Below are 15340 nucleotides of genomic sequence, written 5' to 3' on the forward strand. Positions count from 1 at the left end.
CTTGAGGCGGCGTGGCACAGGTGTCTCCGCGTGGCGCAGAAGCATGGCGGTCTCTGGCAGCGCTGGTGGTGAACCTGGAACACGAAGGACCGCACGAGGTCCCGGAAGGCAAGGAAAGGAATTCGACATGAAGCTTATCGCCGGTGCCGCCCTGTTGTGCGCGGCACTGATCGCCGCACCCGCCTCGGCACTCGACAAGCCCGCGGGTGAGCCCGTCCTCACCGTCACGGGCGCAGTCAGCCAGACCAATGACGGCGGCAATGCCGTTTTCGACATGTCCATGCTCGAGGCACTGCCCGGCCGCTCGGCGAAGATGGAGACGCCCTGGACAACCGGTGCCGCGGAATTTTCCGGACCCTTCCTTCGCGAAGTCCTGAAGGCAGCGGGCGCCCGGGGCGCGCATCTGAAGGTAAAGGCGCTGAATGATTATGCCGCCGATGTGCCCGCCGAGGACGCCGAACTCGACACCATCCTTGCCACGAAACTGGACGGCAAGCCGATGTCCGTCCGCGACAAGGGTCCGTTGATGCTGGTCTATCCCTTCGACCAGGACAAGGGTCTCTACAACGAGAAGTATTTCGGCCGCTCCGTCTGGCAGATCAAGGAAATCGAGGTCCTGCCGTGACGATGGGATTCAGCCCGGATGGCTCATTCCTGCGGGATGCAGGCAAGAAGACCGTGATCCTTCAGGGGTTTGCAGTCGTTCTCACCTGCATACTCGTCCTGCTCTTCACCGATCTCGCCCGCCGGTATCGGTTGCTCGAGGACGGGATCCGCGAGAATGCCCTCTGGTCTGTCTTCCAGCTGGACCGGGAGGCCAGAACCCTGTCGTTCCAGCTGAAGGATATCGTCCGCGACGTCGAGCCGGGTCCGAAGAAGATCAAGGATCTCAGCCTTCGCTACGATATCCTCTATTCCCGCATCAACATGCTCAAGGACAGCCGGTTCGACGAGACGTTCGAACACGATCCGGCTGTCCGCGAGGCGCTGCTCGAGGTCCGCGACAAGATCATCGGCTATGCGAGCCTGTTCGACCGCATCCAGAGCGGCTACAAGCCGACGGATGCCGACCTTCTGGGGCTCAACGACCAGGTCGAGACACTCGTGCGCGACACCGGTGACTTCCTGATCAGCGCGAACAATCATTTCAGCACCGCGCGTGCCGACAACCGCGACATGATCATACGCCTGGAGGGCACCACGGCGCTGTTCCTGTCGCTGCTTCTCGCCAGCGTCGTCTTCCTTGTGGTCAATCTCCGCCGCCAGCTGAAGGTCGTCCGCGAGGCCGGCCGGAACTTCGAGCTCATGGCGGAGGAGCTTTCGGACGCCTACAAGGCTGCCGACGCCGGCAACCGCGCGAAGTCGCAGTTCATGGCGACGATGAGCCATGAGATCAGAACACCTCTCAACGCCATCCTCGGAACGGCCGAGCTGCTCGAGCTGTCCGACCTGCCCGCCGATGCGGCCTCGCTCGTCCGCACCATTCATTCCTCCGGCGAGGCGCTCCTCGAGATCATCAACGAAATTCTCGATTACTCGAAGATCGAGAACGGCAAGCTGGAACTGGAGCTGCGCAGCGTCAATCTGAAGGCGCTCTCGAAGAGCACGCTCGAAATCGTCCGCGGCCGGGCGGAGGAACACGGCAACCGCATCGTGCTCGATGTGCCGGAAGAACTGATGGTGCCCTATGTCCGCACCGACCCCACGCGCCTGCGTCAGGTGCTGCTGAACCTGCTCAGCAATGCCGTGAAGTTCACCCGCAACGGCACGGTCACGCTCCGGCTCAGGGAATTCGTCCGCGACGACGTGCTCATCGTTCGCTTCGAGGTGCAGGATACCGGCATCGGCATCGACGAGGCGGGGATCGCGAAGCTCTTCCAGCCCTTCACCCAGGTGGATGCCTCCATCAGCCGCAAGTATGGCGGCACCGGCCTCGGCCTGACCATCTGCAAGCAGATCATCGACAAGCTCGAGGGCGAGCTCGGGGTCCGGAGCGAACTCGGCGCCGGCAGCACCTTCTGGCTCGAAATCCCCACCAAGATTGCGGAAGTCATTTCCGACCAGCCCCCCGCCGCCCGCTCGCCCAACGAGCTCGCAAACCTTCCCTCGGGCCATGTGCTTCTGGTGGAGGACAACGCGGTCAACCAGCAGGTCGCGACCCGTTTCCTGGAGCGGCTCGGGCAGAAGATCACCATTGCCAACAATGGTGTCGAGGCTGTCGAGATCGCGCGGCGGGAGCGCTTCGACATCATTCTCATGGACATGCAGATGCCGGAGATGGACGGGATCCAGGCCACGCGCCGCATCCGCGCCGAGGTGCCGGACGTCGCCCCCATCATTGCCATGACGGCCAACGCATCCGACGACGACCGCCGGCGCTGCATCGAAGCAGGCATGGTCGGCTTCGAGTCGAAGCCGATCACGCTCAAGCGCCTGCGCCACGTGCTCGAAACGCATCTCAAGCCGGGGGATCTCCCCGCAGCGGTGGAGGAGATTGCCGCCGCCACGCCTGCACCCGTCGAGGAGGCGGATGGCTTCAGCGAGGCCCGGCGCAACGAGCTCATCGAGGCGCTCGGCGAGGATGTGTTCAACGAGCTCGTCGAGACCTTCTTCGAGGATGCGGGCCAGATCATGGAATCGCTGCAGCATGCGCTCGGCGGCGAGGATGCAATCCTCATCGACCGGCTCCTTCACACGCTGAAGGGCGCCGCCATCAATGTGGGGCTGAACGACGTGGCCGACCTTGCCCATTCCATGCGGGACAGCAAGCCCACGATTGCAGGGGTGGAAATCCTGAATGACCGGATCAATGCGCATCGGCGACTTCTTGTTGCCTGAAAGGATGGATGACGATGAAAATCCTCGTGGTCGATGACAACAATACCAACCTGAAGCTTCTGACGAAGCTCGTCGCCCGCCTGAAGAACTGCGAGGCCCTGCCTTTCTCGTCGCCGGACCAGGTGCTGGCCGCGCTGCCGGACCTCGATTTCGACGTGGCGATCATCGACTACCAGATGCCGGTCTACAACGGCGTCGAACTCTATACCGAGATCGTCCGCTTCGAACGCTATGCCGCGGTCCCGGTCGTCTTCGTCACCGCGGACAAGGACATGACCACCCGCATGGCCGCGCTGAACGCAGGTGCGATCGACTTCCTGACGAAGCCGGTCAATCCGGTCGAGTTCATGGCGCGGATGCAGAACATCGTCAGCCTGGCGGAAGCCCGCAGACAGCTTGCCGAGCGCGCGGAATGGCTGCGCCGGGAGGTGGACAAGGCGGTCAAGGAGCTGCGCGAGCGCGAGGAGGAAATCATCCACCGCCTGACGCTGGCCGCCGGTTACAAGGATCCCGATACGGCCCGCCACACCATGCGCGTCGCCCTCTATTCCGAGGCCATCGCAAAGCAGCTCGGTCTTTCCGACGACCGCTGTCACGACATCCGGCTTGCCGCACCCATGCACGACATCGGCAAGGTCGGCATTCCCGATACGGTCCTGCTCAAGCAGGGCAAGCTGACGGAAAGCGAATTCCGCCAGATGCAGCGCCACGCCCAGATCGGCTCGGACATCCTGGCCAAAAGCCATTCCTCCCTGCTGCAGCTGGCCGCCGAGATCGCCGGCAGCCATCACGAGCGCTGGGACGGCCAGGGATATCCCAACCGCCTCGCCGGCGAGGATATTCCCCTTTCCGGCCGCATCGTCTGCATCGCCGACAATTTCGATGCGCTCACCACCGAGCGCCCCTACAAGCCGGCCTGGTCCTACGAGCAGACGGTAGCCCATATTCTCGACCGGGCAGGCACCCAGTTCGATCCGGTCTGCGTGGCCGCGTTCAAGCGGGCATTGCCACGCATCCAGGAGATCATGGAGATGGACCGCCAGCAGCGGGCGCAGGAACTGGCAGAGGAAATGGCGGCCAATTCCGCAGCCTGATTTTTTCCGGACGATGCGGAAAGACCTGTTCGCTCCCGTCCGCCGGTGATATGGGCTCTGGCAGAGAGACCATCGCCGGAGTGTTCCCACCATGACCCAAACGCTCACCCTTCGCCGTCCCGACGACTGGCACCTCCACCTGCGAGACGGGGCCATGCTCGAAGGGGTGATCGGCGATACCAGTCGTACCTTTGCCCGGGCGATCATCATGCCCAATCTCGTTCCGCCGGTGGTAACCACCGCCGATGCGGAGGCCTATCGCAGCCGCATCATGGCCGCGCTTCCGGAAGGCCATCGCTTCCAGCCGCTGATGACGCTCTACCTCACCGAACATACCGCGCCCGACGATGTGGCGCGCGGCAAGGAAAGCGGCCTGATCACCGCGGTCAAGCTTTATCCGGCGGGCGCTACCACCAATTCCCACGGCGGTGTGCGCGACATGAACAAGGCCATGCCCGTGCTCGAGCGCATGGCGGAGATCGGCCTGCCGCTCTGCGTGCATGGGGAGGTGACAGACCCCGCCGTCGACATCTTCGACCGCGAGGCGGTCTTCATCGAAACGGTGCTCGATCCCCTTCGCAAGCGCCTGCCGGAACTCAAGGTCACCATGGAACACGTGACCACGAAGGACGGGATCGACTATATCCGTTCCGCCGGGAAGAACCTCGCCGGTTCCATCACCACCCACCACCTCATCATCAACCGCAATGCCATCCTCGTCGGCGGCATCAAGCCCCATTACTATTGCCTGCCGGTTGCCAAGCGCGAGCATCATCGGCTGGCGCTGCGGGCGGCCGCGACATCCGGCGATGCCCGGTTCTTCCTGGGCACCGACAGCGCACCGCATGTGGATCCGCTGAAGGAATGCGCCTGCGGCTGCGCCGGCATCTATACCTCGATCAACACCATGAGCTGCCTTGCCCATGTCTTCGAAGAGGAGGGCGCTCTGGACCGGCTGGAGGCCTTCACCTCGCTGAATGGTCCTGCCTGGTATGGGCTTCCCGCAAACGAGGAACGCATGACACTGGTGAAGCGGGCAGAGCAGGTTTCCTTCCCCGCGAAGATCGAAACAGGAGCAGGGCCGGTCACGGTCTTCGACCCCATGTTCCCCCTTTACTGGGACGTCGCCTGACCACTTGCGAAATGGCTCGTTTGGTTGTTTGTTACCGGTGTAACGAACAACATGTGATTGTCGCCAAAGACGAATCACAGCGAGGGGCCTCTTCATGACTTTTGCAGAATCCGTCACGACCTGCTTCCAGAAATACGCCACCTTCTCCGGCCGGGCCACGCGGTCCGAATACTGGTGGTTTGCGCTTTTCAACATCATCGTATCGGTGGTTCTGAACGTCGTGGTTCAGGCGGGAGGCGGGGACAGCCTTGTGCTCAATCTGGCGGCGGCGGTGGTGTCGCTTGCCCTTTTCCTCCCGGGTCTCGCCGTCAGCGTCCGGCGCTTGCACGACATCGACAAGGCCGGCTGGTGGCTGCTCATCGCGTTGATCCCGCTCATCGGCTTCATCCTCCTGCTCATCTGGTTCTGCACCAAGGGCTCCGTCGGCGAGAACCGCTTCGGTTTCCCGCCGGAGAAGTGACATTCGGGCAAGCGCCGGGCTAGGCCCGGCGCTTGCCGCTTGAATGCGGCCCGGTGCGTGGCTAGAAGCGGGGAAGCTCATTCATTCTCCAAGCCCGAGGAGTCGCCCCATGTTCCAGACCACCTTTGCCGAACCCGCCGTGATGGCGTCCGAGATGGCGAAAATGCTCTGGGAGATAAAGGCCGTCCATTTCTCCGCGGACAAGCCCTACAAGCTTGCATCCGGCATGATGAGCCCGGTCTACATCGATTGCCGCAAGCTCATCTCCTACCCCCGCATCCGCTCCGCGGTCATGGATTTCGCCGCCGCGACCGTCCTGCGCGAGGCAGGATACGAGCAGTTCGACTGCGTGGCCGGGGGAGAGACGGCGGGCATTCCCTTTGCTGCCTTCCTTGCCGAGCGTCTCGGCCTGCCGATGATCTATGTCCGCAAGCAGCCGAAGGGCCATGGGCGCAACGCGCAGATCGAGGGTCACATGCCCGAGGGTGCGCGCGTGCTCGTCATCGAGGACCTGACCACGGCAGGCGGTTCCATGTTCAAGTTCATCGATGCGATCCGCGCCGCCGGCGGCACTGTCGATCACGGCATGGCACTCTTTTATTACGGCATCTTTGCCGATGCCGAAGCCCGCTTTGCCAATGGAAAGGTGTCCCTCCATCACATCGCCACCTGGCGCGACGTGCTGGCGGTGGCGCGGGACAAGGCGCTCTTCGACCCGCAAACGCTGGCGAGCGTGGAATCCTTCCTCGATGCGCCGCTCGCCTGGTCCGAAGCGCACGGGGGCGTCGGTTCTCTACCCACGGCATGATGGGCATTTGCCTCCCTCAAAGGCAAATGCTCGTAGTTCGCTCTGGCTTTCCATCCGGAAATGGAATAAATCGATTCAAGTGATTTATTCCATGCCGGGGAGGCCAAGCCTATGATCGTCTGCTGTGGGGAAGCGTTGATCGACATGTTGCCGCGTGAGACGACGCTTGGCGAGCGCGCCTTTGCGCCCTATGCAGGCGGTGCCATCTTCAACACGGCGATTGCGCTCGGCCGGCTCGGGATCGAGACGGGTTTCTTCAGCGGCCTTTCCGACGACATGCTGGGCGACATTCTCAGGGAAACGCTCGAGAAAAGCGGCGTCGATCCCCGCTTTGCGGCCATTTCCTCCCGCCCGACCACGATTGCGCTGGTGAAGCTGGTGAATGGCCAGGCCAGCTACGCCTTCTATGACGAGAATACGGCCGGCCGGATGCTCGACATCGACGATCTGCCGAGCTTCGGTCCGGAGGTAAACGCCCTGCACTTCGGCGCGATCAGCCTCATTCCCGAACCCTGTGGAACGGCTTACGAGACGCTTCTCATGCGTGAGGCCGATGCGCGGGTGATCTCGCTCGATCCGAACATTCGCCCCGGCTTCATCCGGGATGCGGACGCCCATGAGGCCCGCATCCGCCGCATGGCGGCAAAATCCGACATCGTGAAGTTTTCCGACGAGGACCTCGCCTGGTTCGGCGAGGAGGGCGACGAGGAAACGCTCGCCCGCAAGTGGATTGCGCGCGGCGCCAAGCTGGTGCTGGTGACCCGGGGAGCCGAAGGCGCAACCGGCTATACGGTGCGTCACAAGGTCAGCGTTCCCGTGGTAAAGGTCGAAGTGGTCGATACGGTCGGCGCCGGCGACACGTTCGATGCGGGTGTTCTTGCCGCGCTGGATCGCAAGGGCCTCCTGACCAAGGGCGCCATCGGGGCGCTCACCGCACCCGATATCGAGGACGCGCTGACCTGGGGGGTGAAGGCGGCAGCCGTTACCGTGTCGCGCGCAGGCGCCAACCCGCCGACCGCGGCCGAAATCGGTTTCTGAACCTCAGCGTCCTTCTTCGGCCGGTTCTTCGGGCCGGTATTCGAGAATGTCTCCCGGCTGGCATTGAAGCGCCTCGCAGATCCGGTTCAGCGTGTCGAACCGGATCCCACTCACCTTTCCCGACTTCAGCAGCGAAACATTCTGCTCCGTGATGCCGATCCGCTCGGACAGTTCGCGCGAGCGCATCTTGCGCCGGGCCAGCATGACGTCAAGCGTAACGACAATGGGCATGGTCAGACGAAGCTCCTGTTTTCACGCTCGATGTCCGAGGCCAGCGCAATGACATGGCCCATTGCGTAAAGCAGCGCGGAAAGCAGAAGAAGCATGCCCTCGCTGCTGCCGAAGCCGATCAACAGGATTTTCTCCCCCGGCGGATTGTCGTAGGTGGCAATCAGCGTCGCAAGGGTGCGGGACACCACCGTGCTGATCGCGCCGGTGAGGGCAAGCGCCCCTGCAAGCCGCAGCAATTCTCCGCTCTGGCGGGTGAAGACCCTGCCTTTTTCCAGCCTGTCGAATAGCCGCCACACGGTCCAGATGGCCGCCGCGGCGATTGCCGCGTTGATGATCCCGAGAGCCGCAAGGCCGGCAATTGCCCGCCCGCTCAGCGTGATGGCGGGGGCCTCTGTTCCGAGCCAGGCCTTGATCTCGCCGGTGAACCCCGGCAGGTCCGCACTCACCTTCCACACAAGATAGATAGCGCCCCCCACAAGGCCGGCGGAAATGATGGCCAGCAGCGCCTTTGCGCGCCTGCTGATGGTCCTGATGGCAGCCAAAGCATCGTCTCGCATCTTTTTCAGAATCCTGTATTGCAACTAAAAATTATTGTAATACGATAAAAAATAAACGTCAATCACTCAGGAGTCTGTTTATGCGCCCGTTCCTTGGCCCCCTTTTGGCCGCTTCTCTGGGTCTCTGCACCGTTGCCTGCACCTCGATTCCGCCGTCCGCCATGGCGCAGCTCGCGCTTCTCGACCCGCTGACCATGAAGCCTGCGGATATCCGAGTCGTGGTGACCTTTCCGGATGGCATCCGCTTGAAGCAGGGCGATGTGGTGATGGATATCGTCTGGAAAAATGCCGAGACCGGCGCGGAAACGAAGCGGCACTTCGCGTTGGAACTGGTAACAGGCAATGCCGTGGCGCCGAAGATCGGCCGCATGTTGCGCGAGGACGAGCGCCTTTACCTGCTCATGCTCAACGCGGCGGATGCGGAGCGCTTCCAGGAGATGCAGGCCGAAGTCCTGAAGGCGAGGAGTGCCGGTGCGGAAGGCACCGGCTCGCTCTCGGTCGGGTTTGCCGGCGGCTGCACCGCCGATCCCTCGCTGAAGTCGGGGCCCGTCAGGACGAGCGTCCTGCTGCGGCCCGATGGGGAATCCGGATACATCCCGGTCTTTGCCGACATGGACCTGATGGGCGTGCTGAAAACGGCCGGCCTCAGGGAGGTTCCCGCCTGCGAGGACGGCCTGGCCGGCATGGTCACTGCGCCCGCGACCCCCGATGCAGCGCAGTGAGCGTCTTCACTGCCTGAGCGAGGCCACAAGGCCGGCGGTGGAGCTGTCCAGTCCCTCCGTCCCGGCCTTGCCTTCCACGACGGGAAGAAGGCCGGTCGCCAGCTCCTTGCCGAGTTCCACGCCCCACTGGTCGAAGGAGTTGATGCGGAAGAGCACGCCTTCGACGAAAACCCTGTGTTCGTAGAGCGCGATCAGGCGTCCCAGCGCAAAGGGCGTCAGCTGGTCATGCATGAAGGTGATCGACGGACGGTTGCCGGTGAAGACGCGATGCGGTGCGATATGGTCGGCCCTCGTTGCATCCATGCCTTGCCGGTCCAGCTGTGCCCGAGCTTCCTCGAGCGTGCGCCCCTTGAGCAGCGCCTGCGACTGCGCGAGGCAGTTGGCGATCAGCAGGCGATGCTGGTGGGCAAGATCCGGCTCGAAGCCGCGCCGGGCGATGAGAAACTCCGCCGGGATGATGTCGGTGCCCTGGTGGATGAGCTGATAGAAGGCATGCTGACCGTTGGTGCCGGGCTCGCCCCAGACGATCGGGCCAGACCGTCCCTCGACCGGCTTGCCGTCGATGGTCACGCTTTTGCCGTTCGATTCCATGTCGAGCTGCTGCAGGTAGGCCGGAAAACGGGAAAGCCGCTGATCATAGGGCAGGATCGCGCGGGAGGGATAGCCGAGCACGTTGCGCTGATAGTAGCCCAGCAGGCCGAGCAGCATCGGCAGGTTCTCGCGGAAGGGGGCCGTCTCGAAATGCCGGTCCATGGCATGGGCGCCATCGAGAAAACGGCCGAAATCCTCGGGTCCGATGGCAATCATCAGCGGCAGGCCGATGGCCGACCAGATGGAGTAGCGCCCGCCGACCCAGTCCCAGAAGCCGAAAACGCGGTCTTCCTCGATGCCGAAATCCGCAACCTTGGACAATGCCGTGGAAACGGCAGCGAAATGGTGGCGAACGGCTGCCTCCCCCAGCGCCTCGGCGATGAAGCGCCGCGCCGTCTGGGCATTGGTCATCGTCTCGATGGTGGTGAAGGTCTTGGAGGCGACGATGAAGAGCGTCGTTTCCGCAGACAGCACCTTCAGCGTGTCGGCGACGTGGGCCCCGTCGACATTCGAGACGAAATGCAGGCGCGGGCCGTCATGGAAGGGGGCCAGCGCCAGTGTCGCCATGACCGGGCCGAGATCGGAGCCGCCGATGCCGATGTTCACGACATCCGTGATCGGCTTTCCCGTTGCGCCGCGCAAGGCGCCGCTGCGGATTGCATCCGCGAAGACGCCCATGGCCGAGAGCACGCCGTTGACGTCAGGCATGACATCCCTGCCATCGACCATGACAGGACGATTGGAGCGGTTGCGCAGTGCCGTATGCAGCACAGAACGGCCTTCCGTGAAATTGATCGGCGCGCCGGAGACCATCTGATCCCGCTTCTCGGCGACCCCGCCTTCCGCGGCGAGCCTTTCCAGCAGGGCCATGATCTCGTCGTTCACGGCGCATTTGGAGTAGTCCATCAGGAGATCGTCGAAGGCGGCGCTGAATTTGCCGAACCGATCGCCATCGGCCGCAAAGGCTGCCCTGATGTCGGTTGCGCGGGTCGAGGCGACGGCGGATTTCAGTTGTTCAACAAGGGCTTGCATCGGCAGCGATTCCTAATCGTCAAAAATCGCCCGCACCTTACTGCATTCGTGCACGGATCGAAATCCACGATTTCGGCTTTTCGCCGCCCATGACGCAAAAGAGCCAGCGGCCAAGGGCCGCCGGCGGGTCTGGCGGTGGTCTCAGGCCTGGGCGCGCAATTCCTTGCGCAGGATCTTGCCCACATTCGTCTTCGGCAGATCGTCGCGGAACTCGATGTGGCGCGGCCGCTTGTAGCCGGTGAGATTCTCGGCGCAGTGGTGCTTCAGCTCCTCTTCCGTCAGCGTCGGATCCTTGCGCACCACGAAGAGCTTGACGGCCTCGCCGGAATGCTCGTCCGGAACGCCCACGGCCGCTGCCTCCAGCACGCCCGGATGCATGGCCGCCACCTCCTCGATCTCGTTCGGATAGACGTTGAACCCGGAGACGAGGATCATGTCCTTCTTGCGGTCCACGATCTTGGTATAGCCGTGCTCGTCCATCACCCCGATGTCGCCCGTGCGGAAGAAGCCGTCGGGGCTGATCACCTGCGCGGTCTCCGCCGGCCGCTGCCAGTAGCCGAGCATGACCTGCGGACCGCGGATGCAGATCTCGCCGACCTCGCCGATCGGCAGCGTCTGGCCCATGTCGTCGCGGATCTCGATGTCGGTGGAGGGAAGCGGAAGCCCGACGGTGCCGGTAAACTCCGCGCGGTCGAGCCGGTTGGCGGTCGCGACCGGGGAGGTTTCGGAGAGGCCGTAGCCCTCGGTGATGGCGCAGCCGGTCATCTTCTGCCAGCGCTCTGCCACGGGACGCTGCACCGCCATGCCGCCGCCGAGCACGAGCAGCAGCTGCGAGAAGTCGATGGCGTTGAAGTCCGGATTGTTCATCAACGCATTGAACAGCGTGTTGAGGCCCGGGAAGATGTGGATTTGGTGTTTCTTCCATTCCTTGACGAAGGCCGGAATGTCGCGCGGGTTGGCAATGAGCAGGTTGCACCCGCCCATCGACAGGCCCATCAGCGAATTCACCGTCAGTGCAAAGATGTGGTAGAGCGGCAGTGCGCAGAGGAAGTTCAGCTGCTGGGGGCGCTTGCGGCGCTCGAATACCGCCTCGAGCCAGAGAATCAGCTGTTCCTTGTTGGACAGCAGGTTGGCGTGGGTAAGCGTCGCACCCTTCGATACCCCGGTGGTCCCGCCGGTATACTGGAGGAAGGCGATGTCGTTGCCGGAGATCGCCACCGGTTTCATCGCGCGCGCATTGGCCTCCGCCATGACCTGCTTGAAGGCGATGGCCTTCGGAAGGTTATAGGCCGGAACGAGCTTCTTGACGTGCCGCACCACGAGGTTCACGAGGAGACCCTTGGCGCCCAGCATGTCGCCCATGCTGGCCACGACGACGTGCTTCAGCTCCGTTTCCGCCAGAACCTGCTCCACGGTATGGGCAAAGTTTTCGAGAACGAAGATCGCCTTCGCACCGGCATCCTGAAGCTGGTGTTGCAGCTCGCGCGGCGTATAGAGAGGGTTGACGTTCACCACCACCATGCCGGCCCGGAGGATGCCATAGACGGTCACCGGATTCTGCAGGATGTTCGGCATCATCACCGCCACACGGTCGCCCTTTTCGAGGCCCATCTGCTGCAGCCATGCGGCGATGCTGCGGGTTGCGCTGTCGAGCTCGCGATAGGTCAGCACCTTGCCCATGCTCTCGAAGGCCGGCCTGTCGGCATAGGCGGCGCAGCTGCGGCTCAAGAGTTCCGCAAGCGAGCTCTCCTTGAGGTCTCCCAGCCTCGAGGGCACCCGCACCGGGTACGAACCCAGCCAGATCTTCTCTTCGGCCCTGCCGCTCAGCATATGCGTCGGTGTCGTCATCCTGTCCGTCTCCTCCCCATGGCCATAGAAGGCCCGCTTTGTCACCGGCAGTCCCGAGGCTCCCATTCCTCGTCCCGCTGCCAGATTATGCCATTCCAACCCGTTATCAAGGCCGACTGAACGTACCTTGACGTAAACGTAAAATAAACCGGCGGCGATTGGCAAGCCCCCGCACGTTCTCGTCCCCTGCGCGATGGGGCAAGCAAAAAAACGGGCTGCGGACGGGGCAGAAATAACAATTCGTCGTAATTGTTTTATAATCAAATTAAAGCGCGCTGCGCGCCATGTTTCCGGCGCTTGATACAGCAGTTGTGCGCAAGACGAATGCCCGCTTCGTGCGGCTGCAAGCCTTCATGCTGTTTTCCGTCGTGGCGCTGGCCACGCTCTTTGCGCTGCTTTTTGCCGATCAGCAGCGTGCGCTTTACCAGGAAGAGAACAGCCGCAACATGGTGACCGAGCAGCTGAGCGTCATGCGCTCGGCAATCGAGGGACGCATCAACGGCAATGTTCTTCTTCTGAAGGGGCTGGTCGCGGCGCTGCAGACCGAACCGAAGATGACACCGGAGCGCTTCGACGCGCTCGCCCGGGGAACGCTGGCCACGGAAGGCAACATCGCCTTTGTCAGCGCAGCGCCCGAAATGGTCGTCACCATGGTCTATCCGCTCTCGCAGTCCTCCCGCATCGGCTTCGATTTCCGCAAGCGCAACCGGGAGCACGGTGCCGCCTTCCTCGCGGCGCAATCGCGCAAGGTCAACATCTCCGGCCCGGTCGATCTCGACAACGGCGGAAAGGGGCTGGTCGTCAACTACCCCGTGCTGGTGGAGCGCAAGGGAGCGAAGCCCGATCTCTGGGGTATTCTCTCGGCCACCATCGATCTCGGTCAGCTCTTCCAGGAAAGCGGGCTGATGGACGAGGACCTGCCGATCTTCTTCGCCATTTCGCGGGGCGATGCCCATGGCATGTTCGGCAAGCCCTTCTTCGGCCGGGATGACGTCTTTTCCTTCGATCCGGTCAGAATGACCGTCAATATCGGCCAGGATTACTGGCTGCTTGCCGCCGCGCCCAAGGAGGGCTGGGGTGTGGGGCCGGCACAGCTTCTGCCCTTCCGCATCTTTCTCTTGCTGGCTGCGGCCGCCATCCTCCTGCCGATGCTGTGGGTCATCCGGCTGATGGCGGAGCGATACCGGACGATGGAACATCTCGAGCGCAACGGGGAGCGCCTGACCGCCCTCTCCAGCCGCCTCGAACTTGCCCTTGCCACCTCGCAGGTGGGCATCTGGGAGCACGACGTCCATTCCGGCCGCCAGGTCTGGGACGATCGGGTGCGCGGTCATCTCGGGATGACGGAAATCCGCGATTACTACGAATTCGCCGACTGGAAGCGTGTGGTTCATCCCGACGACGTGGCAGCGGCGGAGAAGGCCTTCGCGGATGCGCTGGCCGCACGATCCGCCTATGTGGGTCAGTATCGCATCCAGATCCCCGGTTCCAGCGAGGTCAAGCACATCCGGGCCTTCGGGCGCCTGGTGGATTCGACACCCGGGCGCGAGCGTTTCCTCGGCGTCGAATGGGACATTACCGCCGACGTTCGGCGCGAGGAGGCATTGCTGGCTGCCCGCGAGATGGCCGAGGAAAAGAACCGGGCCCTGGAGCAGGCGCACCGGCAGATGGAATTCAACGCCCTTCATGACGCGCTGACCGGACTTCCCAACCGCCGCTATCTGGACCAGTTCCTCGCCGATCTCGGACCGGCCGACGGTGCGCCGCTGTCCATCCTTCATCTCGATCTCGACCGGTTCAAGGATATCAACGATACGCTGGGCCATGCGGCGGGTGACAGCATCCTTCGCCATGCGGCATCGGTGATTGCCGCCTGTGCAGGGGCCGACGATTTCGTCGCGCGGTTCGGCGGCGACGAGTTCGTCATCGTGCGCCGCGAAAGCCGGGACACTGCCGATCTGGAGCGTCTGGCGGGCCGCATCATCGCCGCGCTCACGGAGCCGGTGTTCTTCGAGGGGCAGGAATGCCGCGCCGGCGCCAGCATCGGCATCGCCACCTGGACCCGGGAGGACGAAAGCCCCGGCGAGCTGCTCGTCAATGCCGACATCGCCCTCTACGAAGCCAAGAAGCGGGGCAGGGGCCGCGTCGAGTTCTTCACGGACGGCCTGCGTGCCCAGGTGGTCGAAACCAAGCAGACGGCGGACGACATCCTGCGGGCGCTGGAGCAGGGCGAGTTCGTCGCCTTCTTCCAGCCGCAGTTCGATGCCCGCACGCGTGATATCGACGGGGTGGAGGCGCTGGTGCGCTGGGAGCATCCCGAGCGCGGGCTGCTGGCTCCCGACGCCTTCCTCCGGATTGCCGAAAGCCTCAATGTCATGCACCGGATCGACGAGATCGTCCTCGACCAGGCGCTGTTCCACCTGCGCCAGTGGCAGGCGGCAGGCCTTGCCATTCCAAGGGTCTCGGTGAACATTTCCGCACAGCGCCTGCTCGAAGGCGGTCTTCTCGAGAAGATCGAGGACCTGCGTTTCGATCCCGGAAGCCTCTGCTTCGAGTTGCTGGAATCGATCTCCTTCGAGGATGACGACGATGCGGTTCTCAACACCATCGAACGGCTTAAGGCGCTGGGCGTCGATATCGAGATCGACGATTTCGGCACCGGCCATGCCTCGATCGTCAACCTTCTCAAGCTGACGCCCCGCAAGCTGAAGATCGACCGGCAGCTGATCACGCCCATTCTCGACTCCCAGCGCGAGCGCCAGCTCGTGTCCTCGATCATCGATATCGGCCGGACCTGCGGCATCGGCATCGTTGCCGAGGGGGTGGAAACCATGGACCATGCCGCGCTTCTCAGCGACATGGGCTGCCAGACCCTGCAAGGCTATGCCTTTGCCCGACCCATGCGGGCTGCCGATTTTCTCGCCTTTGCCCTTGCACACGAAAGCCGTCCGGAAAACGGGCGCAAGCGAGCCTGAGGGCAGGCGCCTGC

General features: G+C 63.2%; 13 protein-coding genes. 9 read left to right on the plus strand and 4 right to left on the minus strand.

Features of this window, described 5'->3' with window-relative positions; translation table 11 throughout:
- Window positions 1-127 precede the first annotated feature (127 nt).
- The 7 genes from GGR23_RS05305 to GGR23_RS05335 all read left to right on the plus strand — a co-directional run bounded on the left by GGR23_RS05305 (window position 128) and on the right by GGR23_RS05335 (window position 7370).
- Window positions 128-625 carry a putative pterin-binding protein gene (locus GGR23_RS05305; RefSeq protein ID WP_183365110.1) on the plus strand — a complete coding sequence of 166 codons (498 nt, stop codon included), beginning with the start codon at window positions 128-130 and terminating at the stop codon, window positions 623-625.
- A 2-nt stretch (window positions 626-627) separates the two neighbouring features.
- Entirely contained in the window at window positions 628-2838 is a 2211-nt protein-coding gene (locus GGR23_RS05310) for an ATP-binding protein (protein ID WP_183365755.1), read from the plus strand.
- Window positions 2839-2846: 8 nt separating this feature from the next.
- The gene (locus GGR23_RS05315) at window positions 2847-3932 is read left to right on the plus strand and encodes an HD domain-containing phosphohydrolase (RefSeq protein WP_246364985.1); all 1086 of its coding nucleotides are present in this window, start codon (window positions 2847-2849) and stop codon (window positions 3930-3932) included.
- A 91-nt stretch (window positions 3933-4023) separates the two neighbouring features.
- The gene (gene pyrC / locus GGR23_RS05320; RefSeq protein WP_183365111.1) at window positions 4024-5064 is read left to right on the plus strand and encodes a dihydroorotase; all 1041 of its coding nucleotides are present in this window, start codon (window positions 4024-4026) and stop codon (window positions 5062-5064) included.
- A 94-nt stretch (window positions 5065-5158) separates the two neighbouring features.
- A complete protein-coding gene (locus GGR23_RS05325; protein ID WP_183365112.1) occupies window positions 5159-5524 on the plus strand; it encodes a DUF805 domain-containing protein in 366 nt (121 codons plus the stop codon).
- Between the two features lie 109 nt (window positions 5525-5633).
- Window positions 5634-6332 carry an orotate phosphoribosyltransferase gene (locus GGR23_RS05330; RefSeq protein WP_183365113.1) on the plus strand — a complete coding sequence of 233 codons (699 nt, stop codon included), beginning with the start codon at window positions 5634-5636 and terminating at the stop codon, window positions 6330-6332.
- Between the two features lie 111 nt (window positions 6333-6443).
- Window positions 6444-7370: a carbohydrate kinase family protein gene (locus GGR23_RS05335; protein ID WP_183365114.1), complete on the plus strand. Its 927-nt coding sequence runs from the start codon at window positions 6444-6446 to the stop codon at window positions 7368-7370.
- Between the two features lie 3 nt (window positions 7371-7373).
- On the opposite strand, the gene GGR23_RS05340 is transcribed toward GGR23_RS05335, so the two are convergent.
- Both GGR23_RS05340 and GGR23_RS05345 read right to left on the minus strand, forming a co-directional pair.
- Entirely contained in the window at window positions 7374-7601 is a 228-nt protein-coding gene (locus tag GGR23_RS05340; RefSeq protein WP_183365115.1) for a helix-turn-helix domain-containing protein, read from the minus strand.
- Between the two features lie 2 nt (window positions 7602-7603).
- Window positions 7604-8158 carry a DUF2975 domain-containing protein gene (locus GGR23_RS05345; RefSeq protein WP_183365116.1) on the minus strand — a complete coding sequence of 185 codons (555 nt, stop codon included), beginning with the start codon at window positions 8156-8158 and terminating at the stop codon, window positions 7604-7606.
- Window positions 8159-8238: 80 nt separating this feature from the next.
- Here GGR23_RS05345 and GGR23_RS05350 point away from each other — a divergent pair, with 80 nt between their 5' ends.
- Window positions 8239-8880: a hypothetical protein gene (locus GGR23_RS05350; RefSeq protein ID WP_183365117.1), complete on the plus strand. Its 642-nt coding sequence runs from the start codon at window positions 8239-8241 to the stop codon at window positions 8878-8880.
- 6 nt (window positions 8881-8886) lie between these two features.
- On the opposite strand, the gene pgi is transcribed toward GGR23_RS05350, so the two are convergent.
- The gene (gene pgi / locus GGR23_RS05355; RefSeq protein WP_183365118.1) at window positions 8887-10503 is read right to left on the minus strand and encodes a glucose-6-phosphate isomerase; all 1617 of its coding nucleotides are present in this window, start codon (window positions 10501-10503) and stop codon (window positions 8887-8889) included.
- 141 nt (window positions 10504-10644) lie between these two features.
- The gene (locus GGR23_RS05360) at window positions 10645-12351 is read right to left on the minus strand and encodes a long-chain-fatty-acid--CoA ligase (protein ID WP_183365119.1); all 1707 of its coding nucleotides are present in this window, start codon (window positions 12349-12351) and stop codon (window positions 10645-10647) included.
- A gap of 311 nt (window positions 12352-12662) precedes the next feature.
- Between GGR23_RS05360 and GGR23_RS05365 the strand changes: the two genes are divergently transcribed.
- Complete coding sequence (locus GGR23_RS05365) at window positions 12663-15326, plus strand: EAL domain-containing protein (protein WP_183365120.1); 2664 nt, start codon at window positions 12663-12665, stop codon at window positions 15324-15326.
- The last annotated feature ends 14 nt before the right edge of the window (window positions 15327-15340 follow it).

Source organism: Gellertiella hungarica (genome assembly GCF_014197145.1).
GTDB classification, from domain to species: Bacteria; Pseudomonadota; Alphaproteobacteria; order Rhizobiales; family Rhizobiaceae; genus Gellertiella; species Gellertiella hungarica.

What these genes read in the sequence shown, in the direction of transcription:
- pyrC (WP_183365111.1), top strand. Translation starts at nt 4,024, where the DNA reads ATGACCCAAACGCTCACCCTTCGCCGTCCCGACGACTGGCACCTCCAC.
- GGR23_RS05345 (WP_183365116.1), bottom strand. Translation starts at nt 8,158, where the DNA reads ATGCGAGACGATGCTTTGGCTGCCATCAGGACCATCAGCAGGCGCGCA.
- GGR23_RS05325 (WP_183365112.1), top strand. Translation starts at nt 5,159, where the DNA reads ATGACTTTTGCAGAATCCGTCACGACCTGCTTCCAGAAATACGCCACC.
- GGR23_RS05305 (WP_183365110.1), top strand. Translation starts at nt 128, where the DNA reads ATGAAGCTTATCGCCGGTGCCGCCCTGTTGTGCGCGGCACTGATCGCC.
- GGR23_RS05335 (WP_183365114.1), top strand. Translation starts at nt 6,444, where the DNA reads ATGATCGTCTGCTGTGGGGAAGCGTTGATCGACATGTTGCCGCGTGAG.
- pgi (WP_183365118.1), bottom strand. Translation starts at nt 10,503, where the DNA reads ATGCAAGCCCTTGTTGAACAACTGAAATCCGCCGTCGCCTCGACCCGC.
- GGR23_RS05310 (WP_183365755.1), top strand. Translation starts at nt 628, where the DNA reads ATGGGATTCAGCCCGGATGGCTCATTCCTGCGGGATGCAGGCAAGAAG.
- GGR23_RS05315 (WP_246364985.1), top strand. Translation starts at nt 2,847, where the DNA reads ATGACGATGAAAATCCTCGTGGTCGATGACAACAATACCAACCTGAAG.
- GGR23_RS05340 (WP_183365115.1), bottom strand. Translation starts at nt 7,601, where the DNA reads ATGCCCATTGTCGTTACGCTTGACGTCATGCTGGCCCGGCGCAAGATG.
- GGR23_RS05350 (WP_183365117.1), top strand. Translation starts at nt 8,239, where the DNA reads ATGCGCCCGTTCCTTGGCCCCCTTTTGGCCGCTTCTCTGGGTCTCTGC.
- GGR23_RS05360 (WP_183365119.1), bottom strand. Translation starts at nt 12,351, where the DNA reads ATGACGACACCGACGCATATGCTGAGCGGCAGGGCCGAAGAGAAGATC.
- GGR23_RS05330 (WP_183365113.1), top strand. Translation starts at nt 5,634, where the DNA reads ATGTTCCAGACCACCTTTGCCGAACCCGCCGTGATGGCGTCCGAGATG.